A 25,201-nucleotide genomic window follows, 5' to 3' on the forward strand; every position below is an offset into this window, starting at 1 on the left:
ACGCCCAGCTGTTCGGTCGTCAGCACCGCGATCTGGGCGGTGTTCAGCGCCGCCACTGCCGCCGTGCTCAGGCCGGAGATGTCCGTCGTCTCGATGGCAACGATCGCTGCGGTGGACAAGGCACCGATCTGGGCCGTCGTCAGGGCACCCAGCTGGGTCGAAGTCAAGGCTTCTACCTGGGCCGTCGTCAGCACCGCCACGTCACGGGTTTCCAGCGCACGCACCTGGGCCGTCGTCAGCACGCCCAGCTGTTCGGTCGTCAGCACGCCCACTTGGGCGGTGTTGAGCGCTGCCACTGCCGCCGTGTTCAGGCCGGAGATGTCGGAGGTCTCGATGGCAACGATGGCCGCCGTGTTCAGCGCGCCTACCTGGGCCGTCGTCAGGGCGCCTAGTTGGCTGGAAGTCAGGGCAGTGACCTGGTCGGTGGTGAGCACTGCCACATCACGGGTTTCCAGGGCGGCAATCTGGCTCGTCTTGAGGACGCCGATCTGTTCCGTCGTCAGGGCAGCCACCGCAGCCGTCGTCAGGGCAGCCACCGCAGCCGTGTTCAGCGCCGTCAGGTCGCCCGTTTCGATCGCCACTACCTGGGCCGTCGTCAGGGCCCCTACCTGACTGGTCTTCAACGCGCCGATCTGGCTCGAGGTCAGGGCCACCACTTGTTCCGTGGTCAGCACGCCCACCTGGGTCGTCGTCAGGGCGGCAACCGCTGCCGTGCTCAGGCCGGAGATGTCCGTCGTCTCGATCGCCACGATGGCCGCCGTGTTCAGCGCGCCAATCTGGGCCGTAGTCAGGGCGCCCAGCTGGGTCGAGGTCAGCGCCACCACCTGCTCGGTCGTCAGCACCGCCACGTCGCGGGTTTCCAGCGCACGCACCTGGGCCGTCGTCAGCACGCCCAGCTGTTCGGTCGTCAGCACGCCCACTTGGGCGGTGTTGAGCGCCGCCACCGCGGCCGTGTTCAGGCCGGAGATGTCCGTCGTCTCGATGGCAACGATCGCTGCGGTGGACAAGGCGCCAATCTGGGCCGTCGTCAGGGCACCCAGTTGAGCCGAACTCAAAGCAGCCACCTGCTCGGTATTCAGCACCGCCACGTCACGGGTTTCCAGGGCGGCAATCTGGCTCGTCTTGAGGACACCGATCTGTTCCGTCGTCAGGGCAGCCACCTGTGCCGTCGTCAAGGAGGCAATTTGGGCTGCGGACAGGGAAGTCGTAAGTGCAGTGATATCAGTGGTTTCGATGGCCACGATCTGGGCCGTGGTCAGAGCACCGATCTGAGCCGTGGTCAGGGCGGCAATCTGGCTCGAAGTCAGCGCCACCACCTGTTCCGTGGTCAGTACCGCCACGTCGCGGGTTTCCAGGGCGGCAATCTGGCTCGTCTTGAGGACGCCGATCTGCTCCGTCGTCAGGGCAGCCACCGCAGCCGTCGTCAGGGCAGCCACCGCGGCCGTGTTCAGCGCCGTCAGGTCACCCGTTTCGATCGCCACTACCTGGGCCGTCGTCAGGGCCCCTACCTGGCTGGTCTTCAACGCACCGATCTGGCTCGAGGTCAGCGCCACCACCTGTTCCGTGGTCAGCACGCCCACCTGGGTCGTCGTCAAGGCGGCAACCGCTGCCGTGCTCAGGCCGGAGATGTCCGTCGTCTCGATCGCCACAATGGCCGCCGTGTTCAGCGCACCAATCTGGGCCGTGGTCAGAGCACCCAGCTGGGTCGAGGTCAGGGCCACCACCTGCTCGGTGGTCAGCACCGCCACGTCACGGGTTTCCAGCGCACGCACCTGGGCCGTCGTCAGCACACCCAGCTGTTCGGTCGTCAGTACCGCAATCTGGGCGGTGTTGAGCGCCGCCACTGCGGCCGTACTCAGGCCGGAGATGTCCGTCGTCTCGATCGCCACGATGGCCGCCGTGGACAAGGCACCGATCTGGGCCGTCGTCAGGGCTCCCAGTTGGCTGGAAGTCAGGGCAGTGACCTGGTCGGTGGTGAGCACCGCCACATCACGGGTTTCCAGGGCCGCAATCTGGCTCGTCTTGAGGACGCCGATCTGCTCCGTCGTCAGGGCAGCCACCGCAGCCGTCGTCAGGGCAGCCACCGCGGCCGTGTTCAGCGCCGTCAGGTCGCCTGTTTCGATCGCCACTACCTGGGCCGTCGTCAGGGCCCCTACCTGGCTGGTCTTCAACGCGCCGATCTGGCTCGAGGTCAGCGCCACCACTTGTTCCGTGGTCAGCACGCCCACCTGGGTCGTCGTCAGGGCCGCAACCGCTGCCGTGCTCAGGCCGGAGATGTCCGTCGTCTCGATCGCCACGATGGCCGCCGTGTTCAGCGCGCCAATCTGGGCCGTGGTCAGGGCGCCCAGCTGGGTCGAGGTCAGCGCCACCACCTGCTCGGTGGTCAGCACCGCCACGTCGCGGGTTTCCAGCGCACGCACCTGGGCCGTCGTCAGCACGCCCAGCTGTTCGGTCGTCAGCACCGCGATCTGGGCGGTGTTGAGCGCCGCCACTGCCGCCGTGTTCAGGCCGGAGATGTCGGAGGTCTCGATGGCAACGATGGCCGCCGTGGACAAGGCGCCAATCTGGCTGGTCTTCAACGCACCGATCTGGCTCGAGGTCAGCGCCACCACCTGTTCCGTGGTCAGCACGCCCACCTGGGTCGTCGTCAAGGCGGCAACCGCTGCCGTGCTCAGGCCGGAGATGTCCGTCGTCTCGATCGCCACAATGGCCGCCGTGTTCAGCGCACCAATCTGGGCCGTCGTCAGAGCACCCAGCTGGGTCGAGGTCAAGGCTTCCACCTGGGCCGTCGTCAGCACCGCGATGTCGCGGGTTTCCAGGGCACGCACCTGGGCCGTCGTCAGCACGCCCAGCTGTTCGGTCGTCAGCACCGCAATCTGGGCGGTGTTCAGCGCCGCCACTGCCGCTGTAGACAGGCCGGCAATATCAGAGGTCTCGATGGAAACGATGGCCGCCGTGGACAAGGCACCGATCTGGGCCGTCGTCAGGGCGCCAAACTGGCTCGAGGTCAGGGCTGCCACCTGCTCGGTGGTCAGCACCGCCACATCACGGGTTTCCAGCGCACGCACCTGGGCCGTCGTCAGCACACCCAACTGCTCAGTCGTCAGCACGCCCACTTGGGCGGTGTTCAGTGCCGCCACTGCGGCCGTGTTCAAGCCGGAGATGTCGGAGGTCTCGATGGCGACGATGGCCGCCGTGGACAAGGCACCAATCTGGGCCGTCGTCAGGGCACCAAACTGGCTGGAAGTCAGAGCGGCAACCTGCTCGGTGGTCAGCACCGCCACGTCGCGGGTTTCCAGCGCACGCACCTGGGCCGTCGTCAGTACGCCCAGCTGTTCGGTCGTCAGGGCAGCTACCGCAGCCGTCGTCAGAGCAGCCACAACAGCCGTATTCAGCGCCGTCAGGTCACCCGTTTCGATCGCCACTACCTGGGCCGTCGTCAGAGCCCCTACCTGGCTGGTCTTCAACGCGCCGATCTGGCTCGAGGTCAGCGCCACCACTTGCTCCGTGGTCAGCACGCCCACCTGGGTCGTCGTCAGGGCGGCAACCGCTGCCGTGCTCAGGCCGGAGATGTCCGTCGTCTCGATCGCCACGATGGCCGCCGTGTTCAGCGCGCCAATCTGGGCCGTCGTCAGAGCGCCCAGCTGGGTCGAGGTCAGCGCCACCACCTGCTCGGTGGTCAGCACCGCCACGTCGCGGGTTTCCAGCGCACGCACCTGGGCCGTCGTCAGCACACCCAGCTGTTCGGTCGTCAGTACGCCTACCTGGGCCGTATTCAGCGCCGCAATACCGGCTACCGACAGAGCTGAAATATCCGAAGTTTCAATGGCAACGATGGCCGCCGTAGACAAGGCCCCCACCTGAGCCGTGGTCAGAGCAGCAATCTGGGAGGACGAAAGCGACTCAACCTGGCTGGTGGTCAGCACTGCCACATCGCGGGTTTCCAGGGCAGCAATCTGCCGGGTGCTGAATACATTCAACTGCGCCGTCGTCAGCGCCGCCACCTGATCGGTACCCAAAGCCGCAACAGCGGCAACGGAAAGGGCAGAAACATCAGACGTTTCGATTGCCACCACCTGCTCGGTCGTCAGGGCGGCAATCTGGGTAGTACGCAAGGCGGCAATCTGGGCAGAACTCAGCGCGGCGATCTGATCAGTGGTGAGAACAGCCACATCGCGAGTTTCCAGCGCGGCAATCTGGCTGGTTTTGAGAACTGCAATCTGCTCGGTGGTAAGGGCAGCCACCTGAGCCGTATTCAGCGCTGCGGTCGCCGCAGTGGACAGACCGACAATATCCGTCGTTTCAATCGCAGCAATCTGGGAGGTCGTCAGGGCGCCGACCTGGGTCGTCTTCAGGGCGCCGATCTGGGCAGAGGTCAGCGCAACGATCTGGGAGGTCGTCAGGGCAGCGACCTGAGAGGTTGTTAGTGAGCCAACCTGATTCAAAACCTTGAGCACCGCGATGTCAGCCGTTTCCATCACGACCAACTGCGCCGTATTCAAGGCAGCAATCTGGGTAGAGGTAAGCGCCATTACCTGAGTTGTAGTCAGGACCGGCACTTGCACCGTAGTCAGGGCCGCTATGTCGGCCGTAGTAAGGGCAGCGATCTGCGAAGTAGAGAGGGCCGCGATCTGAGCCGTGTTCAATGCGGAAATTACACTCATTTTTTTGCCCTTTTTTTGGAAGACAGCGCTCTGACTTATAACGTAAAGATACGTAAGGCACACGATACACCATTGCGCCGATTCATTACATGAAATCGGCGTCAAGCATAAAATGTGCCCACAATCCCGTTCGAGACCGAAGGGAATCGTTACGTCGTTTTACGGCTGGTAGCTCTAATACTTTAGACCAGGGAAGAAAAAAAATTGAAAGACTTTCCATCCCCAAACGGGACGACGGAAAAGGTTCAGCCCATTCACTGGGTGACAGAGGACTTATGCACCAGAAACGTCACAGGGATGTGACAAGAATGGGCAGTTCGTACTCAGGAAGCCACCGCAAGTTCCTGGCGCCTGAACTCCGCCACCAGCAAGCCGCCCTCTAGTTTGAGAATCCGGTCAGCAGCGGCTGTTGCATTATTGCGGTGGCTGATCATGACAACCAGTCGGCCCTCTGCCTTGAGCTCCCGAACCGCCCGCAACAAACACCCTTCGCCCGCGTCATCCAGATGGGCATTGGGTTCATCCAGGACGATCAGCAAAGGATCGCCGTACATGGCCCGGGCCAAGCCGATACGCTGGCGCTGGCCAGCGGAAAGCAGATGCCCCGACTCGCCAATCTGGGTGTCATAGCCTTTCGGATGCCGCAACACCATTTCGTGAATGCCGGCCCGTTTGGCCGCCCGGACCACCTGCTCCGGATCCACTTCACCAAACCGGGCGATATTCTCGGCGATGGATCCCTCGAACAACTCGATTTCCTGCGGCAGATAGCCAATCCGGGGACCGAGAAGATGACGATCCCAAGCCTCCACATCCCGTCCATCGAGCAGAACCTCACCTTGCCGCTCCGGCCAGATACCGACCAGACAACGGGCAAAGGTGGACTTGCCGGAACCGGAAGGCCCCACCACCACCACCACCTCCCCAGGAGAAAAGCTGGCATTCAGGTGTTTGAGAATGGGCTTGGCCCGTTGGCTGGCGGTAGCCGTTAGTCCCCGGACCAGCAGTTCAGCCCGCTCCGGTACTGCATCATCCAATGAAGAAGGACGCCCCCCTCTCTCCAGCAGTTTCTCCAACCGCAGGAAGGAAACCCGGGCAGTAATGAAATTGCGCCAAGTGTTAACCATCATGTCGATGGGCGCCAAGGTACGGGACATCAGCAGATTGGCTGCCACCATGGCCCCCGGCGTCAGCCGGCCATCGATGACCAGCAGGGATGAAATGGCAATGATCAGGGACTGCTGGCTGTAGCGCACAAGCTTCGAGATTTCCTGCAGCCGGTGCGACCATTCCTGGGCCTGGTGATTCAGCCCCAGGGCCCGTTGCTGCTTCTCCCGCCAACGGCGCCGCAGGTTCTCTACCATTCCCAGGGACTCGACCACTTCACAGTGGCGGCTCTTCGCCTGCACATAGCCCAGGGCCTGGCCGCTGGACTCCAGAGCTGCCTCCAGAGGTTCGTGGGTGTAGTAATGGGTGGCCCAGGTGACACCTGCCAGGAGCAGACAAAACACAATGGCACTAAAGCCCAGCAGGGGATGCAGGATAAACAGCACCCCGATGTAAACGATGGTCCACGGCGCATCGAAAAAGGCAAAGATGGCCGGTCCGGTCAGGAACTGGCGAATGCCGGTGAGATCACCGAAACTCTGCACATGGGTTCCGGTACGATTCAGCACCGACTCGAAAGTCGCCTGAAAAACCCCGGTGCTCAAATATTCGTCCAACCGCACGCTCAGGCGCACCAGCAGCCAGGAACGCACCCACTCGGCAAAACCCATGATGCCCAGCAGGACGAAGGCAATGATGGTGAGGGAAATCAGGGTCAGTTCGCTCTGACTGATCATGACCCGGTCGAAGACCTGCAGCATGTAAAGCGTGGGCACCACCATCAGCAGGTTCGAGACGAAACTGAACAACCCCACCACCATGAACTCACGGCGGAAGCCCCATAGAGCATTGGCCAGGACGCTGCGGGAAAAGAACTCCGGCTTTTTCATGCCCCGCTCCCTCCCGAAGCCGGGGCAGGCACCGCTTTCCCCTTGATGGACTGGGGATAGAGCACGGCCAGCACCTCATCGCGCTTGCCATAGAGCTTCACGGCCCCCTCCTGGATCACCAGCAGGGAATCCACCACCCGCAAAACGCTGGTCAGGTGGGAAATAACCACCACCGCAACACCGCGGGCCTTCAGCATTTCCAGCGCCTGGGCCAGGGCCAGGTCACCAGCCTCATCCAGGCTGGCATTGGGCTCATCCAGCACCACCAGCTTGGGATTGCCATAGATGGCCCGAGCCAGGGCCACCCGCTGGCGCTGCCCGCCGGAGAGGAAGCAGCCGTCGCTGCCGACCTGACTGTCGTAGCCCTCGGGCAGGTCGGCTATGTTCTCGTGCAACCCAACGACACGCGCCGCCGCCTCCACCTGCTCCATGTCGACGTCACCGAAGCGGGCAATGTTCTCGGCCAGGGTCCCTTCAAACAGTTCCACATCCTGGGGCAGATAGCCCAGGTGCGGCCCCAGTTCCGTCTTGTTCCATTGGTAGATGTCGACGCCGTCCAGACGCACCTTGCCCACTGCGGCAGGCCAAACCCCCATCAACACCCGGGCCAGGGAAGTTTTGCCGGCAGCGGAAGGGCCGATGATGGCCAGAATCTCTCCGGGAGAAACCTTGAAATTCAGTCCTTTCAGGATCGGCGCCCCGCCACCGGGAGCCGCCGCCACCACGCCCTCCACCGTCAGATGCCCCTGGGGGGCCGGCAGCCTCATGCTGGCCGGCTTCGCCGGCAGGTCATGCAGGACCTTTTCCAGCCGATCGAAGGCGTCGCGGGCGCCCACCACGATCTTCCACATCGAGGTCAATTGCACCAGCGGCTGGACCACCCGCCCACCCAGAATGGTCGCAACGATCATGGCGCTGCCGCCACCACTCATCAGTCCTTTCAGCGTCAGCCAGCATCCGAGACCCAGCAGCAACGAGCCCTGACCGATCTGGACGACCTTGGCCAGGGTCATCCCTTTCCCCGCATGATCGGAAGCAATCGCCTGCAACCGCAGGAAACGGCGTTGCCGCACCATCCAGCGCTCATGCAGATGGGACAGCATGCCCATCGCCTGAATCACCTGGGCATTGCGCAGAACGCCGTGGGCGTAGCCCTGGGCTTCCATCATGGCACTTCCCGCCTGCTTCAGAGGGGGATCGGTACGGCGCTCCTGAACGTAGGTCAGCACAAACTGGATCAGCGCGCCGATCACCGAAAAGTGACCCAGCACCGGATTGATGCTGTAGATCAGCAGCAGGAACAGCAGGGAAACAGGAACATCCAGCGCCGCCATGAGGGCCGGACTGACAAGGAAGTCGCGCAACGTGCGCAAGTCCGAGAGGGAATGCACTGCGCCGCCTGGCAGGCGTCGCAAACTGGCATCGAACACCAGGTTGAACAGGCGGTCCCCCAGCAGGGCTTCAAGTTTGAGACCAGCCTGGAGCATGATCTCGGCCCGGACGTAATCCAGCACCACCGTCAGCACATAAAGCCCGAGCACCAAGCCCGTCAGCATCACCAGGGTGGTGAAGTTGCGGCTGTAGATGACCCGGTCGTACACCTGCATCATGTAGGCGACCGGCGCCAGGGCAAGGATATTGATGAAGCAGCTGAAAAAGAACGCCTGGCGGAAACTGCCACCCAACTGGCCAAAAATCCGCCACAGCTCTGAAGTGCGTTTGCCGGCAGCGTTCATGTCGACCTCTCTGGCAAGCACTGCACCACGGCTTCCGGCATTTCCGGCAGCAACTGTCGCCAGAACTCGGGCTCGTACTTCCACCAGGCATGCCCGCCCATCGGCGCCTGTCCACCGTTGACGGCGAAATAGAAGGAAGGCTTGAGTTCCATGGCAAAACGGGAGGCCATCACTTCATTGGGCAGAATGAAATCGGTGGATAGCCCGCCCATGATGGAGAAGAAAAGATCTTCGCTGGAGCCGGTGCGGTCGAAGATATCCACCGCAGCGCCGAACTCCTGGAGCAGGGACAGGCATTTGCGCACCCGCCGCAGCGAGAGTCCTCCATTGCCGACATGGGCCCGGGTCCGCTTGCCCCGCGGCCCATCGAAAACCCCGGCATTGACCAGAATCTCCACACCATCGGGCCAGGGCGCCCCCACATAATCGAAAGGCTGGGCAGCCCAATAATCCAGTTCGTCCTGCAGCAGGATGGCGTCGGTCTGCAGGATGAGCAGATACTCATAGCTGAGGAACCGGGTGTAGAACCCGGGACTCAGCAGCAAGCGGTTGTAACCGGGAATGGAGGCGAAGTTCTCGGCGGGAAAGGCCAAGTACTGCATTCCCGGGTAACGGGCCTGGTATGCCGAAAGATCCAGGCCTTCAGGACCGATAAAGAGCAATGGGTGCCGGCCGCCGAGCACGGTCAGGGAATGGTCCAGAGAGTACTGTTCCAGGGGGTCGAGGCGGTCCTTGTAGATGGGAACCAGGATGATGGTTTTACGCATGGCCGCCGCTCCGGGCATCATCACTGGTCCAGGCCCAGATAGCCGCCCTGGTAGCTGCGATCGCCGCTGGCAATGGCCGCGATGAACTGCTCCACGGCAAGAAAGACCTGCTCGCAACGATTGTCGATATGGTGCTTATCCAGGGCCTCCGCAACGCGTCGAATCAGGCCGCTTTGCCCGGCTGCATCGAAACGGGCGACGGCCTGGTCATTGATGGCCCGGGGATCGATCAGATCGGCCACTTCGTAATAGAGGGGAATATCGCCGAGCAAGGCCACTTCAGGCAGATTGCGATAGAAGGAGGGCACGATGGGAATCCCGCCCACCATCAGGGCGTTGTAGACCCGAATCGGCACACCGCCCAGAACCGGAGCGATCCAGTGGGTCTTGTGGGCTGCCCACTCGCGAAAGTTGTCCAGATCCGACTTGTGCTTGTAGTCGTTGCTGGCAAACCCGACCGTGGGGAAGGTCTTGGTCACGGTGGCCAGAGCCCGGTTGCGACGCTGATAATTGCCGTAGAAGGCATGAGGCCCTAACGGTTCGTTGCTGCGAGCTTCCAGCAGCACACTGAAATGGTCGGCCACAAACTTCCGGGTCCATTGATGCACGCCGATAAAAACGGGGCCAATGACGCAGGGATTGAAGTGGGACAGCAGGAAGGCGTTTTCGGAAGTCCCCGAGATATAGAAATCGCAGTTCATCGCCAACATGGCGCTCATCTGGATCCAGTGCTGGGAATCCCAGTCCCAGATGACAAACAGAACCTCTGGGTTCCGATTGTAGAACTCCATGTAGACCGGCAGATTCCTGCCCACATCGTTGTTGGTCAGGAACAGCAGGCTGCCGGGTGGAAAATGCAGATCGGGGTCGGTGAGGAAATCCGGTGGCAGAGGGATGAACTCCCGGCCCGCCGCCAGAGGCTGGCACTTCTTCAGATGCTCGCCGAGATAAACCTTGCCCACCTTGCCAAAGAGTCCGCTGGCGGCCTTCTTCTCGATCTGGCTGCGCTTGAGCATGGCCAGGGAATCGAAATAGGCATCCTGCAGAATTTCGTGGATGCCCTTGTTCAGGTCAGCCAGGGCATTGATCAACTCGACGGGATTCTTGGCGGTGGTCATTGGCAGCAATCGAAATGCAATAGTCAGGCAAGAGGGCCGGCTGGCGCCGGCTGCATACGGGCGGATACTGCCTTTACAGCATCAATCACCGCCGTTACCTGGGAATCATCAAGGGTCGGCCCCATGGGCAGACTGAGGACTTCACGGTGCAGAATCTCCGTGATGGGGAAAGCGCCTTCCCTGTACCCCAACCCGGCATAAGCCGGTTGCAGATGGGGAGGTACCGGATAGTGAATCGCCGTCTGCACACCGGCTTCATGCAGCGCCACCTGCAGCGCATCCCGCTGGGGACTGCGCACCACGTACAGGTGCCGGGCTGACACATGGCCCGGGGCCTCCTGCATCAATTGCAGCCCGGCCGCCCCCAGTTCGGCATCGTAGCGTGCCGCGATCTGGCGGCGACGCTGGTTCCAGCCATCCAGCAACGGCAGCTTGGCCCGCAGGAAGGCCGCCTGAATCTCATCCAGACGGCAATTGAAACCGGCCTCTTCATTCCGGTACTTGCTGCGGGAACCGTAATTGCGGAGCAACCGCAGTCGCTCGGCCAGTTGCGGATCGGAAGTCGTGATTGCGCCGCCATCGCCCAGGGCGCCAAGGTTCTTGCCCGGGTAAAAGCTGAAACCGGCGGCATGCCCCAGGCTGCCGGCCCGTCGCCCGTGGCAGGTTGCGCCATGGGCTTGGGCGGCGTCCTCGATCACCTTCAAGCCATGACGCTCCGCCAGGTCCATCAGAGGCGCCATCTCGGCAGTCTGGCCATAAAGATGAACCGGCATGATGGCCTTGGTACGTGGCGTGATGGCCGCCGCGACGGCCTGCGGATCCATGTTGCCGGTATGGGGCAGAGGCTCGACCGGGACCAGACGGGCTCCGGCATAGGTAACGGCCAGCCAGGTGGCGATGAAGGTATTGGCGGGAACGATCACCTCGTCCCCGGCGCCAATGTCGTAGGCCCGGAGAATCAGGTGCAGGGCCTCCAGGCCATTGGCCACGCCTATGCAGTAGTCGGTCTGGCAATAGGCTGCAAATTCGGCTTCGAACGCCTCCACCTCCTGGCCCAGGACAAGCCAGCCGGAATCCAGCACCCGTGTCAGGGCTGTATGGAGCTCCGGGGCCAGGGAACGGTTGAGTTCCTTGAGATCAAGAAAGGGAATCACGCCTGACGCTCCCGAACCGCGGACATGAACTGATCGTAATCCCGGATGTAATCGGCTTCGTCATACTTTGAGGAAGCCAACACCATGCAAACGGCACCGGACGAAAAATTGTCCAGATACCGCCACATCATGGGGCAGACATAAAGACCGAAGTAGGACCGGTTGAGATGGAAGCGGCGCTGTTCCTGCCCGTCATCCAGCACCACGTCGAAACTGCCGGACATGGCCACGATGAACTGGTGCAGGTTGCGGTGGGCATGGGCGCCCCGGTCGGCGCCGCCAGGCACATCGTAAAGATAGTAGACGCGCTGGATGTCGAAGGGCACGTGATTCCCCCCTTCGATAAAGGTCAGGTTACCCCGGGGATCGTGAATCTTTGGCAAATCCAGGATGCGACAGTCGGCCAACGGCATGGCGATCTCCTAGACCGGAGGAAGGGAGGCGACGACGTAAATCTCGCCGGCAATATCGGGATAGCGTTCGCCCATCTGCATAAAGGCCTCGATCATGGCGGGAGTCCAGTGGCTTTCGATCTGCCCGTTGGAAACCGGCTTGAGCCAGTAGCCGCCGAAAACGTCCACCCGCAATCCGGCCTGGCTGAATGCCGCCCGAAAGGACTCCGGATTAAAGACCCGGCGATGGCCGTGGTGCCGGTCCATCTCGTTGAGGGCATCCTCCTGGGGCAGCAGGCCCATGATGGTGGCGGCCTGCCGGTGCACGGAACGGGCATTGGGCACGGCGGCAAAGATCCGGCCACCGGGCTTCAGCCACTGCCGCGTCCGGGCCAGGATATCCACCGGGTCCTGCACATGCTCCAGCACATGGCCAAGGATAATGGTATCGAACCGCTGGGTCGGCTGGAATTCCTCGAACAGCGCATGCACCACGGTGGCCGCAGGAAAGCGCTGGCGCAGGCTGTCGCAAAACAGGGCCGAGCCCTCGACGATGGTCATGGCCTTGCCGGTGGTGGCCAGTAGTTCAGTCATCACGCCTTCTGCCGGCCCCATTTCCAGCAGGCTGTCCCCCTGGAGATGGCGCTGCAGGATGCGGAAACAATAGCTGATGGCCGCCGGCATGACCCCTGCGGAATACAGGGATGCCTGGGATATCTGCTGCAGTTTGCTTTTTTCTTCTGTACTCACGCACTTCCCCCGGGGCGGTGGGCCGCCCTTATCTTTCAATGAATTCAAGCATCAGGCCGTTACGGAACATGACAAAACTGATGCGCCGCCCGCCAAATGCAACTGCCGCCACCGGCGCCACGGTTACCCGGGCCCGCTGGCTGCGGGCCCACTCCAGGGCGCCTTCGATATCCGCCACCAGATAGGCGAAGTGGTACATCTTGATACCGGCATTAAGCCAGGGGATCAAAGTCTCGGCCCCGGGCAGGTTCTCCAACAGTTCGATACGGGGCCCCGGACCGACGAGAAAGCAGCCCGCCACGCCCTGCACGGGATCGGCAAAATCCTCACCTTCCTGACGATAACCAAGAAAGGCAAAGAATGGGCGCTCTTTCTCCAGGGAAGCTGTGGCATAGCCCACATGGTGGAACTCGTACCCTTCGGGCAGCTCCGCCAGGGCCTGGGGCAACTCAAGCACGATACAGCCTCCGCGCGGTCAATTGGGCCAGCTTTTCCAAGCGGGGCGCCAGATCGTGCCACGCGGCACGGTTCACCCGATGCTCCACCGCATCCACACGCCGTCCATCCAGATCGAAATGCCCCGGCAGACGGGTACGCTGGGCGATGCCGCAGGAGTCATGGAAAGACACCACGGATGCGTTATCGGCCACGGTCCTGCAATACACTTCGTCCAGCCCCAGCTGCTCGAAGGCACAACGGTAGATCAGCCAGGCACTTTCCACCGCGGCCAGGGAGCCAGGCCTGAGAATCCAGCGTCCCCATTCCCCGGCATGACCGGCGGCATCGATGTCATAGAGCGAGATCACCCCTTCGGGCAGACCATCTTGCTGCCGCTCCACCACAAAATAGTAGTCACCCGGGCGCTCATAATACTGGGCCAGCCATGCCAACTGAGCCGCCAGACTGGAGGAAGTGGCATGCAGGAAGCGGTTGAGCTGCGGATTGTTGCGCAATTCCAATACCAAGGCGGCATCCCCGTCGTCGATGGGACGCAGACGGAAAGCAGGCCCCGCCACAGTCAGGTCATGCCGCATGGAGGGCCAGAGCTCCATCCACAATCTGGCTGACGCTATTCAGCTCGGCCAGCGCTTCCTCCGAGAATTGCAGGCCCAATTCATCCTCGATGGCAAAAATGACCTCGATGTGCTTCAAGGAGTCCCACTGGGGCGTGTTCTTGCGCGAGCTGTCGGGATTCACTTCGCATTTGAGAACAGTGGCAAGAACGGCCAGTACCAAGGCTTCAATTCTCTGACGATCCATAATCGACTTATTACTCCTGGTTCAGGGTTACGCCGGCAGCCGGGGTGAAATCCCGCACCAACTGGGCCGGCATATTATGCAGTCCAGCCTCTGGATGGGTATCGCAGCCCAACAGGCGGGCCAGCCAGTCCAGTGCCGGCTGATTGCGCGGACCGTGGGCAACCCGGAATGCCAGCTCCTGGCAACCGGCAAAGATCGGCATCCGGCGCAGGGCTTCCAGGATGATGGTGTCTTCCAGCTGGCGCCCCATGGCCCGGCAGCTGACGCACAACTCTTCCACCAACAGGCATTCGCCCTGGCGCTCTGCCACGATCACCGCGATCACGCCGCTATCCGACAAACGATCGCTCAGTTGCACGCTGGCAATGCAGGCATCCCGACGCTCCAGCCGCTCGGCCACCTCGGCCTGGTTGAAACGGCGCATGGCCAGATTGAACTGGTTGGTCTTGTTGCAAAGGTCCGCCAGCCGGGTCAGTTGAGCCACCGGGTCGATGCGATACACCAGGCTCACCTGCAGGCTGCGGAAATATTCGGCCGGATCGGTTGCATGTTCGGCCAGGACATCCCGCTCCGCGTTGGCCTTGAGATCCTGGATGCGCTTGGCATCGTCACTCTCCACCTTCCAGCGCCATAGCCCCGGGTAATAGTGGATCGCGCGGCAGGTCAGGGTAGCGTCCGGGTGGGCATAGACGGCATGGACCGATGGCAGTTGCATGGTCACGCTGGCCAGTTCCCCCGGATTGTCATCGACGAACAGCACGGCATCGGCAGCAATGCGCAAGGCCTTGGCAATGCGCTCCACCGCAGCGGCCTTGTCGCCCCAGGAGACCTCGGTGGCCGAAAAGTCTTCCCAGCGCAGGGGATAATCCTGGCGCTGGGCAAACAGGGCCTCCACGTCGGCGCGCTCGTTGCGCGAGACCAGGGCCACGAAGACGCCCCGCTGCTGCAGGCCTTTGACGTAGTTTTGCAGGGCCTCGTGACCGGGCGTCAACTGCACGCCCTGAATGCCCTCTTCACCGAGTACGCCGGCATGCAGGGTATGGTCCAAGTCCAATGCCACCGCTTTTACCGGCGGCAGCAGGGCCCCAGGCAACCAGTGGCAGGCCAGCTCCCGGGCCAACTGGACCTGGGCGGCATTGGCCACGGGAGTCCCGGCCAGCGCCGCAGAGCGCGAATCCCTCAGGGGCACGCCGGCTTCGCTGCAGACGCTGCCGAGATCGGCGAAGTAAACGGCCGGCAAAGCATCCACCAGCGACTGCAAGCGGGCCCGCTGCGGCGCCTCATCGAGCCAGGTGGCAATGATGACGGGGGCCTTGGACATGCTGCGCAAGGCATGCAGACGCCCTTCCAGCCAGGGCAACCATTCATCGAAAGCCATGCGTGCCAGAAAACGGTCGCTATCCAGCCACAACAGTTCCGCATCTGCCTCCTGCCGGTCCACGAACATCAGGGAATCGTCATAGCCGCCCAGACGGAAGTCGGCCTGCCAGCCGCAGAAGGCGAAATACGGAGTCGTCAGGGGCACCAGAGGCTCGAAGGCATGGTTGCGCCACACATTGACGCTTGCCGACTGGCGGGAAGGCGCAGGAAGTTCGAGTCCCTGCAACGCCAGGCGGTTCGGGCGGGGCGCAAACAGGACAGCCTGGGCCTCGAACAGGGACATGGCCCCTTCGATGGTCTTTTCGGTCGGCAATTTTGCAGTAGCAGTCATTTCAAACGTTCCGTCGCTCAGTTGCGGCAAGCCCGATTCTATCCAACGCCCCGCCAGTCGGGCGACGGGAGTATCAGCTTTCCAGGGGGACTTTCTGCATCACCGTCAGAAGATGAGGGCCCCGCCACTCCTGAATGCGCATGCTGAAAGCGCCCTTGAAGCCGTAGGTGGCGGCCCAGCGATTCACATTGTCGAAATACAGAGGGAAGGTCTCCTCGGTAATGATATTGACGTGGGTCGGGTCCCGAAATGCCACCCCATTGGGATAGGCCGGGGTGAGGGAAAGGAACATGCCGCCCACCTTCAATACCCGGTAGACCTCGTTCATCAGTTCGATAAAGGAATTGCGCCGGTCCGGCGCATAGACCAGGCGCGGCACATGCTCGATGAAATCGTGGGCCGTCACGTAGTCAAAGAAATTGTCCTCGAAGGGAATGGGCTCCACCACCAGATCGGCACAACGGATATTGGCTTCGAGGTTTTCCAGCACATCGATGCCGTACAGTTCGTCCGCATTGAACGGGTTTTTGGGTTGGGGGCCGCAGCCCAGATCCAGCGTCTTGCTCATTGCATGCTCCCAGCCGTTGCGGCGATCCGCAGCGGCCATTGGTCATTTCTTGGAAATATAGGGGTTGCCAGGGAAGGACGTGATGGACCAGAGCCCGGAAAACTGCCGCACATCGATATCCGGCCGTTCCTTATAGACGATGGCCAGCAGATAGTTGTATTTCTGCTGGTGCCGGGCGCACAGGGTCTCGGCAGCCTCGACCTTCTGGCGGTAATCAACGAACTCGGGATTGTCTTCCCGCGCCACAATCTCGCTGGCGCCTTCGTACCACAGGTCATACAGCCCCCGGGTGGCCACTGCGGGCAAGTCCAGCCCCAGGGCAACCTTGTGCAATTCGCGGCGGGACAGGGTATAGACGTAATTGCCGGAGGCTTCGTACCCCGCCGGCCAATCCCCGACATAAGCCGGATGGTCGATCAGGGGGTCCTGGGGTTCGATCAGCACCACCGCCTTGCGCGCCACGCGCAGCATCTCGTAGAGCGCCACCATGGGACGGGGAAAATGGTGGAAGGCCTCCTTGCACAGCACGTAATCCACCGAGTCATCCTTGAAACTCAGGGCTTCGGCATTTTCGACCCGGTAATCCCGGATCAGGCCACGCTGCTTGGACTGGCGCAACAGGTGCTCGCCAATGCTGGTGGGCAGGACCGACTTGAAACCTTCCCGGGTCATATGGAAGGCATCGGCGCCGAACGGGTCACCCACCGTGATCCAGCTATTTTCCTTGGTATGGGACAGGCACTTGAAAACCGGCTCGAAAAACCGGCGGGCACGCCACCAGCCGACAATATCCATTTTCTGGAAAAGCTCGAACTCGGTGTCGTTCTGGGTATTGACCACGTCGAAATCGACATGGGAAGAATAAAGCCGCTCCACCGCCGACGGTGCCAGCCCGGTGCCTTCCAGCAAGCCTTCACGCCGCAGGAGGTCCGACAGCCGCCCTGCCAGGCCATCGCCGGCACCCGCCGACGCGACCAACCGGGCAATGTCCCCCAGCGTCCGCTCACGGCGCGCCAGGCGAGCCTCCAGCGGTGCTACATGCAGCTCGGAAAACTCTCCAAGCAAAGTGCTCACAGTCTTGTCCTGCAATTGGCAACTCCCCCAGTTAAGTTTTTTTAGCGACCTACTCAGGTACCGCACAGGGCATCTTCCGCCCCCCCGAGTTGACTGCGCCGCCACATGGCAATGTAGGCAGCCTCCAGATTACGGCAGAAAGCATCGGTATCGAACAGGGGCTGGGTCGCCAGATTGGCCTGCAGGCGGGCTTTCAGCGCCGCCAGCCGCGCCGGGTCCGTCGCCAGGGCCAGGGCCAGGGCTTCGTATTCCGCCAGGGATTTGGTGGCCAGTTCCGGCAGACCCACGGCATGCACCAGGCTGCCGGCAACCCGGGCCGGGAAGGCATTGCCCATGTAGGTGACGACAGGCAGGCCGGCCATCAGGGCATCGGCTGCCGTGGTGTGGGCATTGTAGGGATGGGTGTCGAGGAAAATGTCGGCCTGGCGGTAGCGGGCCAGATGGTCCTCGACCAGGGGAACGCGCCCGGCAAAGACCAGGCGGGACGGATCCACGCCCCGGGCCCGGGCCTCCTTGCGCAGATTGCCCTGGGACACTTCATTGCGCGACACCAGCCACAGCACACTGCCGGGCACCTGGCGCAGCAGGTTCATCCAGATGTCGAAGACGGGCGGCGACACCTTGTAGTCGTGGCTGAAGGAACAGAACACCACGCCCTGCTCGGGCAGCCCGCATTCGCTGCGACTGGGCGTGCGCTCGGAAATCTTCACCCCCGAGTCGGTCGGCAGGTAGGCATCCGGCAGATAGACGACCTTCTCGTCGTAGAAGCGCTGGTGTTCCGGGGGAATGACGAAACGGTCGGCCAGGATGTAGTCCATGTAATCCAGGCCCAGGGTGCCGGGGTAACCCAGGTAATTGACCTGCACCGGTGCCGGCCGGTAGGCGAAGACGTCGGTGCGGGAATCGGCGGTGAAACCGGCCAGGTCCACCGCAATGTCGATCTCCATCTCCCGCATCAGTTCGGCGATTTTGCGGGTACCCATCTGCTTGGCATCGATGAAATGATCGAAGGCCTTTTCCATGCGCCCGCGCAGGCGGCTCTGGTCATTGATGCCCAGGGAAATGGCAACCGTCTCGAAGCGGGACTTGTCGTGGCGCTCCAGAACCCCGGCAATCAGATGGCCCACCGGGTGTTCCCGCAGATCGGGGGAAACATAGGCGACCCGGATGCGCTCATGCCGGTACCGTTCCCCGCGCCACAGGGGCTCGGCCTTGGGATAGTGGTGCTGGGAAAAGGTCCGGGCGCAGCGTTGATGGTCTTCCGCCGAATCGGACAGGGCCATGAAGGCCAGGGACTTGCAAGCCCGCCGCCCGGCCCGCACGCCGGCGACAATGGCTTCCTGCAGGGCAGCGAAGTCGGTCCAGTCGCAGGCATGGAGGCGCTCATAGCTGAGCAGGCCGTAGCCATAATCGTAGTTGGGATTGATCGCCAGCAAACGCTGGAACATGCCCACGGCCTCGGTGCTGCGCTTGAATTCGGTGAGCAGGATGCCGCAGTTGCCCAGGGCCAGCTGGTGGTTGGGATCGTAGGTCAGCACCCGGTTGAAACGCTCCAGGGCTTCCTGGTGCCGCATCAATTCCCGCAGGAGGGCGCCGCTGTTGATCAGCACCTCGGTATAGTCCGGGCGCACTTCCAGGGCCTTGTCGTAGGCCTGCAAAGCCTCTTCCTTCTGCCCCAGGGCCTGCCGCACGGCCCCCAGCACAAACCACAGGGGGGCGAACTGGGGCGCCACCGCCACCCCGTGTTCCAGCAGGGGGACGGCCTGGGCTGCCTTGCCCTGCTTGAGCAGGATGACTCCCACCGAATACAGGGCCGCCGCATCGTTCGGATTGTTTTGCAGGCAGATGTTGAAAAGGGCCAGGGCTTCGTCGAGCCGACCCTGGTTTTGCAATTCAATGGCCTGGATCAGCAGGGTATTGGGGGCGTTCATGAATGAGCGGCGATTTCGGTCAAAGTAAGGCTGAATCTGGCTAATAACGGCACGGGCGCCCAATTATCAAGCCCATCCGGCCCTTTTGCGCAGTTTCCACGAAATAAACTCAAAAAAAACGCACTCCGTGGAGTGCGTTTTCTGGAATGCGAAAAAATCTGAATCGGAGCAATCCCCATCACACCTGGATATTCATCACATCCTGGTAGGCGGAAACCAGCTTGTTGCGCACCTGGACCATCTCCTGGAAGGAAACGTTGGCCTTCTGCAGGGCGATCATCACTTCATGCAGGTTGGTATTGGGATCCCCAGCGGAAAAATCCTGAGTCATGGACTGGGCCTGTTGCTGGGCCGAGTTGACCTGATCGATGGAATTCTTCAGCACCTGGGCGAAATCGGCCCCACCGGCCGACGCGGCAGCGTTATCCACCGACTTGGCGGCAGCGGTCCCTGCGGTGCTCCGCAGCTGACTCAACAAATTATCAATACCTTTGGTGTCCATGTGCTTCTCCAACAGTCACCAGCGTTATAGCAAAAGACAGGCCAACCTGAAAGCTATTCGTTCAAATAACCGGCCAAACGGTACTGTCTGAGCTTATGACGCAAAGTCCGCTCGGAAATTCCCAGTTTTTCAACCGCCAGTTTGCGGGAGCCCCCCACCGAGGCCAGCGTCTCGAGGATAAGCTCCCGTTCCCAGTCTTTAATACTATCGGCTTTTTTCCCGCCGGACTGAAGAGCTCCGTCCTCCTCGACCGATATGGCCTGGGGGACCTGCGGCGCCAGCTGGGGCGCCTCCATCATGACCGGAGGCGGCGGCACATAGACAGGCGCGGCCGCGGCCGGAGCACCGGGACGGGCCACCAGATGCAGATGTGCCGCATCCACCTGGTCCCCGGGCGCCAGGATCAGGGCCCGCTGCATCACATTGACCAGTTCCCGCACATTACCCGGCCAGGAATGGACGCGCAGGGCCTGTTCGGCCGCCGGCGTCAGCAGGAGGCCGGGGCGGCCAGATTTGCCGCCCTGATCGGCAAGAAAATGCCGGGCCAAGGGCACCACATCGTCCGGCCTTTGCCGCAAGGCGGGAATCAGCAAGGGAAAGACATTGAGCCGGTAATACAAATCCTCGCGGAAGATGCCCTTGGCCACTGCCTCGGCCATGTCCCGGTTGGAGGTGGCCACCACCCGGATGTCCAGGCGCACCGGCTGCTTGCCGCCGACCCGCTCCACTTCCCGCTCCTGCAGCACCCGCAGCAACTTGGCCTGCAGCGCCAGAGGCATTTCCGTCACTTCATCCAGCAGCAGGGTGCCGTTCTGGGCCTGCTCGAACTTGCCGGCCTGGGCCTGGTTGGCACCGGTGAAGGCGCCTTTTTCATAACCGAAGAGGGTCGCTTCCAGCAGGCTTTCGGGGATGGCTGCGCAATTGATGGCGACAAAGGGGCCTTTGCGCCGGGCGGAATGGTTATGGATGTAGCGGGCCACCACCTCCTTGCCCACCCCGGACTCCCCGGTGAGCAGGACGGTGGCGTCGGTCTGGGCCACCCGGGCGGCCAGGGAAAACAGGTTGCGGGAAGCGGCATCCACCGCCACCACGTCGGAATCCTCACCCATGGCCGGCAGGCGGTAACGGGCCACATGCTCGAGCAGGGCCTTGGGCTCGAAAGGCTTGAGGAGGAAGTCGCAGGCCCCCGCCCGCATGGCCTCAACCGCACGGTCCACATCGGCGAAGGCCGTCATCAGCACCACCGGCAGGTGCGGATACTGGCCACGGATTTCCTTCAACAGGGTGATGCCGTCCATGGGCTCCATGCGTACGTCGCTGACGACAATGGCCACCGGCCGTTCGGCCAGGACCTTCAGCGCTTCCGGGCCGGAGGCTGCCGAGAGGACAGCCTCACCGGCCAGTTCCAGGGTATCCACCACTGCTTCCCGCAGGTTGGGATCGTCCTCGACGACCAGGATGGGCAGGTTGTTCGCCATCTGCTTTCTAGCTTTCCACGACAAATTGGCTTGCCGGCCCCGCCGGCAATTCCAGGGTAAATTCCGAACCTTCTCCGGGCCGGGAGCGGACACTGATGGTTCCGCCATGGGCCCGGGCAACACCGAGAGCAATTGCCAGGCCAAGTCCGGTTCCCTGGCCCCGGGTTGTGAAAAATGGCTCGAAAATCCGTGCCTGGGCTTCGGGGGCAATGCCAGGCCCGGTATCGCTGACGGCGATGTAACAGCGCCCTTCGCTTACCCGGGCCTGCAGCAGCACCCGGGGCGGGCGCTCGGTCCGCCCTTCCACCACCTGCAGGGCATTTTCCAGCAGGTTGGTCAGGGCGCCGGCAATGGCCTTGCGCGCTCCCATCATTATAAAGTCGCCGACCTCGGCCTCCACCCGGAAATCCACGCCATGGCGCTTCATCAACGGCTCCACGGCCTGCACTGCCTCGGTCACCAGCGCCGCCACCGGAATGGCTTCCCGGCCGATGCTTTCACCCCGGGCAAAGAGCAGCACGTCCTGGATCAGGCGCTCCAGGCGCTTCAACTGCTCCGTCGCCTTGTCGGCAAAGCGGGTCCGGGCCTCGGGCGCCAGTTCCGGCTTGCCCAGATTGCTGCTGTACAACAGGGCCGTGGCCAGGGGCGTGCGCAGCTGATGGGCCAGGGAGGCGGCCATCTCGCCCATGGCCGCTAGGCGCTGATTGCGCTCCAGGTTGGCCTTCATTTCATGGGCATGAGTGATGTCGTGCACCAGGAGAATCTGGCCGCCGGCGGAATCCAGAGGGCTTTTGGCAATGCTCACCCGCCGACTGCCGACCTGCCATTCATCCGGCGCCCCGGTGGGTACCAAGGCCTGGCCGGAGACCCGGGACCAGCCCTCACCCACCAGATCCTGGCCGAACATGGCCTTGGCTGCCGGATTGGCCTCGGTCACCAGAAAAGCGCTATCCAGCACCACCACCCCTGCCGGCAGAGCATTGAGCAACAAGGACAGACGCTCGGACAAAGCCTCCTTTTCCTTGTACTGACGCCGCAACTCGCCGTTGGCCACCGCCAGTTCGGCCGTCAGGGAGGCCACCCGGCCCTGCAGGGCATCGTAGGCCTGGGTCAGTTCCTGGGAAACCTGATTGAAAACGTCGAAGGCTTTTTGGAGTTCCTGGGCCTTGGCGTCCGGGCGCTCCTGCACGGGTTCCGGCAACGATGGGGACATGGGAAAGAAGGCGAGAGTTGATTGCAATAAGCGGATACAATATAGAATATTTCTTAGAAATTTTCGCTTTTTGCTTGATTAGTATCTGACTTCCCGGCCCAGCGCCCCTCCTCAGTCTCTGCAAACACATACTATCGATGGCGGCAACCCAGGACACTGTAGATACCACGGCCTCCCAGCCAGGCAACAAGATCAGCGAAAAGCTTCGCGAAGCCCTGGGCCGGCTGACCAACCAGCAAAAGATCGCCCTCATGGTGGCGGTCGCCGCCATCGCCGCCCTCATCATGGGCACCATCCTGTGGAGCCGCCAGCCCGACTACAAGGTGCTGTTCAGCAACCTGTCGGAAAAGGATGGCGGCACCATCATCACCGCCCTCGAACAGCTCAACGTTCCCTACAAGTTCACCGAGGGCGGCGGCGCCATCCTGGTGCCCGGTGAAAAAGTCCATGAAGTCCGTCTGCGCCTGGCCTCTCAGGGGCTGCCCAAAGGCGGTGCCGTCGGCTTCGAGCTGATGGAAAACCAGAAGTTCGGCATCAGCCAGTTCGCCGAACAGGTCAATTTCCAGCGCGCCCTGGAAGGGGAACTGGGTCGCACCATCCAGTCCGTGGCCGCCGTCGAGTCCGCCCGGGTGCACCTCGCCATCCCCAAGCCTTCCGTATTCGTCCGGGAAGAACAGAAACCCACCGCCTCGGTCATGGTGCACCTCCACCCCGGCCGCACCCTGGAGCCCGCCCAGGTGGCGGGCATCGTGCATCTGGTGTCCTCCAGCGTGCCCCAGTTGCCCATGTCCAACGTGACGGTGATCGACCAGAACGGCAACCTGATTTCCCAGCTGAAGAGCAAGCTGATCGAGGCCGGCCTGGACCCCACCCAGATCAAGTACGTCCAGGAAGTCGAGGCCAGCGTCATCAAGCGTATCGACGACATCCTGGCACCGGTGGTCGGACCGGGCAACGCCCGGGTCCAGGTGGCAGCGGACATCGACTTTTCCCAGACCGAACAGACGGCCGAGAGCTACCGCCCCAACACCACCCCGCCGGACATCAGCATCCGCAGCCAGCAGACCTCCGAAACGGCCAACGTCAATCCGCCGGCCCAGGGCGTACCTGGCGCCCTGACCAACCAGCCGCCAGTGCCGGCTACCGCCCCCATCACCTCGCCGCCCGTGGCCGGCCAAGCGACGGCCCAGACCGGCGCCACCAACGGCCAGCCGCCCCCGCCGGGACAGATCAACGCCGCCGGCGTGCAGGCCCCCATCTATTCGGCAGGCCAGCCCATCAACACCCGCAAGGACTCCACCATCAACTACGAGGTGGACAAGACCATCAAGTACGTCAAGCAGTCGGTGGGGGTGATCAAGCGGCTGTCGGTGGCGGTGGTGGTGAACAACAAGAAGGACACCACCAAGGACGGCAAACCCACCACCCGCCCCCTGACCGAAGCAGAACTGAAGCAGATCAATGACCTGGCCCGGGAAGCCATGGGCTACGCCAAGGAGCGCGGCGACACCCTCTCCGTGGCCAATGCCGCCTTCACCGCCGTGGAGAAGGAAGACAACGAGCCGCCCCTGTGGAAGCAGCTGGCGACGCCGGAAATGGGCAAGGACCTCTTGAAATATCTGCTCATCGGCGCCATCGTTGCCTATATCCTGCTGGCTGTGGTGCGCCCCATTCTGCGCACCATGTTCCCGCCCCCGTCGCCGGAGGTCGAGGAGGAGGAAGGGGAAGAAGGCGAGGAGGACGTCGAGGTGGATCTCACCGCCATGGGCGGCGATCTCATCCTGGCCACCTACGAAGGCAAGATGCAGAAGGCGCGGGAAATCGCCCACGCCGATCCCAAGGCTGTGGCCAACATCATCAAGGATTGGATGGGCGTAAATGCCGGCTAGCGAAGATGGCCTGGAAAAGGCCGCCATACTCCTGATCGCCCTGGGCGAGGAAAACGCCGCCGCGGTGCTGCAGCAGCTCGGCCCCCGGGAAGTGCAGAAGCTCGGCCACGCCATGGCCACCCTGCGTACCGTGCCCCGGGCCCGGGTGGAATCGGTGCTGGAAGAATTCCACACCATCCACCACGAGCATGCCGCGGTGCACGTGGATACGGATGCCTACATCCGCAATGTGCTGACCAAGGCCCTGGGCGACGACAAGGCCTCCAACCTCATCTCCCGCATCCTCCAGGGCGGCGAGACCTCGGGCATCGAAGGCCTGAAGTGGATGGATGCCAGCACGGTGGCCGACCTGATCCGCAACGAGCACCCCCAGATCATCGCCACCATCCTGGTGCACCTGGAGCACGACCACTCCAGCGAAATCCTCAGCCTGTTCCCGGAACGGCTGCGCAACGACGTCATCCTGCGCGTCGCCACCCTGGAAGGGGTGCAGCCGGCGGCCCTGAAAGAGCTCAACGACGTCATGCTGCGCCTGCTCTCCGGCTCCGCCAACATCAAGAAGTCCGCCATGGGCGGTGTCCGCACCGTGGCCGAAATCCTCAATTTCATGGGCTCGGCCAACGAAACTTCGGTGATCGACTCGGTGCGGGAATACGACCCGGACCTGGCCCAGAAGATCCTCGACGAAATGTTCGTCTTCGAGAACCTGCTGGACCTGGACGACCGCAGCATCCAGCTGCTGCTGCGCGAAATCCAGTCCGACTCCCTCATCCTGGCCATGAAGGGTGCTTCCGAGAACCTGCGCGAGAAGATTTTCAAGAACATGTCCCAGCGGGCTGCCGAAATGCTGCGGGAAGACCTGGAGGCCAAGGGCCCCGTGCGCATTTCCGAAGTCGAAACCGAGCAGAAGGAAATCCTCAAGATCGTTCGTCGCCTTGCCGACGAGGGCCAGATTGTCCTCGGCGGCAAGGGCGGCGAAGAGATGATCTAGCCGTAG

General features: G+C 62.5%; 20 protein-coding genes and 1 pseudogene. 2 read left to right on the top strand and 19 right to left on the bottom strand.

Annotation, left to right across the window (positions count from 1 at the left end):
- The 19 genes and pseudogenes from EV678_RS13770 to EV678_RS13855 form a co-directional block, all read right to left on the bottom strand.
- The coding region (locus EV678_RS13770; protein WP_207222273.1) for a heme utilization protein at window positions 1-3,980 on the bottom strand (3,980 nt) is incomplete at its 3' end.
- A gap of 36 nt (window positions 3,981-4,016) precedes the next feature.
- Window positions 4,017-4,664 (bottom strand): annotated as a pseudogene (locus EV678_RS16610) (heme utilization protein); the annotation flags it as partial.
- 323 nt (window positions 4,665-4,987) lie between these two features.
- Window positions 4,988-6,661 (bottom strand): type I secretion system permease/ATPase, encoded by a 1,674-nt coding sequence (locus EV678_RS13775; protein WP_130459945.1) that lies wholly within the window; start codon window positions 6,659-6,661, stop codon window positions 4,988-4,990.
- On the bottom strand, window positions 6,658-8,397 hold the full coding sequence (locus EV678_RS13780) for a type I secretion system permease/ATPase (protein ID WP_014236856.1): 1,740 nt from the start codon (window positions 8,395-8,397) through the stop codon (window positions 6,658-6,660). The genes EV678_RS13775 and EV678_RS13780 overlap by 4 nt, the downstream gene beginning before the upstream one ends.
- Window positions 8,394-9,164 carry a DUF5672 family protein gene (locus EV678_RS13785; RefSeq protein WP_130459946.1) on the bottom strand — a complete coding sequence of 257 codons (771 nt, stop codon included), beginning with the start codon at window positions 9,162-9,164 and terminating at the stop codon, window positions 8,394-8,396. The genes EV678_RS13780 and EV678_RS13785 overlap by 4 nt, the downstream gene beginning before the upstream one ends.
- Before the next feature lie 20 nt (window positions 9,165-9,184).
- Entirely contained in the window at window positions 9,185-10,282 is a 1,098-nt protein-coding gene (locus EV678_RS13790) for a hypothetical protein (protein ID WP_130459947.1), read from the bottom strand.
- Window positions 10,283-10,305: 23 nt separating this feature from the next.
- On the bottom strand, window positions 10,306-11,436 hold the full coding sequence (locus tag EV678_RS13795; protein ID WP_130459948.1) for a DegT/DnrJ/EryC1/StrS family aminotransferase: 1,131 nt from the start codon (window positions 11,434-11,436) through the stop codon (window positions 10,306-10,308).
- Window positions 11,433-11,849, bottom strand: coding sequence for a sugar 3,4-ketoisomerase (locus EV678_RS13800; RefSeq protein WP_014236852.1), 417 nt, complete (start codon window positions 11,847-11,849; stop codon window positions 11,433-11,435). The genes EV678_RS13795 and EV678_RS13800 overlap by 4 nt, the downstream gene beginning before the upstream one ends.
- A 9-nt stretch (window positions 11,850-11,858) precedes the next feature.
- Entirely contained in the window at window positions 11,859-12,512 is a 654-nt protein-coding gene (locus EV678_RS13805; protein WP_014236851.1) for a class I SAM-dependent methyltransferase, read from the bottom strand.
- A 94-nt stretch (window positions 12,513-12,606) separates the two neighbouring features.
- A complete protein-coding gene (locus tag EV678_RS13810; protein ID WP_130459949.1) occupies window positions 12,607-13,035 on the bottom strand; it encodes a VOC family protein in 429 nt (142 codons plus the stop codon).
- Window positions 13,028-13,612 (bottom strand): GNAT family N-acetyltransferase, encoded by a 585-nt coding sequence (locus EV678_RS13815; RefSeq protein WP_130459950.1) that lies wholly within the window; start codon window positions 13,610-13,612, stop codon window positions 13,028-13,030. The genes EV678_RS13810 and EV678_RS13815 overlap by 8 nt, the downstream gene beginning before the upstream one ends.
- Window positions 13,602-13,838: an acyl carrier protein gene (locus tag EV678_RS13820; protein ID WP_043797977.1), complete on the bottom strand. Its 237-nt coding sequence runs from the start codon at window positions 13,836-13,838 to the stop codon at window positions 13,602-13,604. The genes EV678_RS13815 and EV678_RS13820 overlap by 11 nt, the downstream gene beginning before the upstream one ends.
- A gap of 10 nt (window positions 13,839-13,848) precedes the next feature.
- Window positions 13,849-15,549 carry an HAD-IIIC family phosphatase gene (locus EV678_RS13825; RefSeq protein WP_130459951.1) on the bottom strand — a complete coding sequence of 567 codons (1,701 nt, stop codon included), beginning with the start codon at window positions 15,547-15,549 and terminating at the stop codon, window positions 13,849-13,851.
- A gap of 73 nt (window positions 15,550-15,622) precedes the next feature.
- Window positions 15,623-16,117, bottom strand: a complete 495-nt coding sequence (locus EV678_RS13830; protein ID WP_014236846.1) for a methyltransferase domain-containing protein — start codon at window positions 16,115-16,117, stop codon at window positions 15,623-15,625.
- 42 nt (window positions 16,118-16,159) lie between these two features.
- On the bottom strand, window positions 16,160-17,206 hold the full coding sequence (locus EV678_RS13835) for a class I SAM-dependent methyltransferase (RefSeq protein ID WP_130459953.1): 1,047 nt from the start codon (window positions 17,204-17,206) through the stop codon (window positions 16,160-16,162).
- Window positions 17,207-17,244: 38 nt separating this feature from the next.
- A complete protein-coding gene (locus EV678_RS13840) occupies window positions 17,245-19,122 on the bottom strand; it encodes an O-linked N-acetylglucosamine transferase, SPINDLY family protein (protein WP_130459954.1) in 1,878 nt (625 codons plus the stop codon).
- Window positions 19,123-19,300: 178 nt separating this feature from the next.
- Window positions 19,301-19,624: a flagellar hook-basal body complex protein FliE gene (fliE, locus tag EV678_RS13845; protein ID WP_130459955.1), complete on the bottom strand. Its 324-nt coding sequence runs from the start codon at window positions 19,622-19,624 to the stop codon at window positions 19,301-19,303.
- A gap of 53 nt (window positions 19,625-19,677) precedes the next feature.
- Window positions 19,678-21,102 carry a sigma-54-dependent transcriptional regulator gene (locus tag EV678_RS13850; protein ID WP_130459956.1) on the bottom strand — a complete coding sequence of 475 codons (1,425 nt, stop codon included), beginning with the start codon at window positions 21,100-21,102 and terminating at the stop codon, window positions 19,678-19,680.
- Window positions 21,103-21,109: 7 nt separating this feature from the next.
- Window positions 21,110-22,315 (bottom strand): sensor histidine kinase, encoded by a 1,206-nt coding sequence (locus EV678_RS13855; RefSeq protein WP_130459957.1) that lies wholly within the window; start codon window positions 22,313-22,315, stop codon window positions 21,110-21,112.
- A gap of 137 nt (window positions 22,316-22,452) precedes the next feature.
- Here EV678_RS13855 and fliF point away from each other — a divergent pair, with 137 nt between their 5' ends.
- Together fliF and fliG are read left to right on the top strand one after the other, a co-directional pair.
- Window positions 22,453-24,204, top strand: coding sequence for a flagellar basal-body MS-ring/collar protein FliF (gene fliF / locus EV678_RS13860; protein ID WP_014236840.1), 1,752 nt, complete (start codon window positions 22,453-22,455; stop codon window positions 24,202-24,204).
- Window positions 24,194-25,195 carry a flagellar motor switch protein FliG gene (gene fliG, locus EV678_RS13865; RefSeq protein ID WP_014236839.1) on the top strand — a complete coding sequence of 334 codons (1,002 nt, stop codon included), beginning with the start codon at window positions 24,194-24,196 and terminating at the stop codon, window positions 25,193-25,195. Before fliF ends, fliG begins: the two co-directional genes overlap by 11 nt.
- The last annotated feature ends 6 nt before the right edge of the window (window positions 25,196-25,201 follow it).

It is taken from the genome of Azospira oryzae, from assembly GCF_004217225.1.
Lineage (GTDB): Bacteria > Pseudomonadota > Gammaproteobacteria > Burkholderiales > Rhodocyclaceae > Azospira > Azospira oryzae.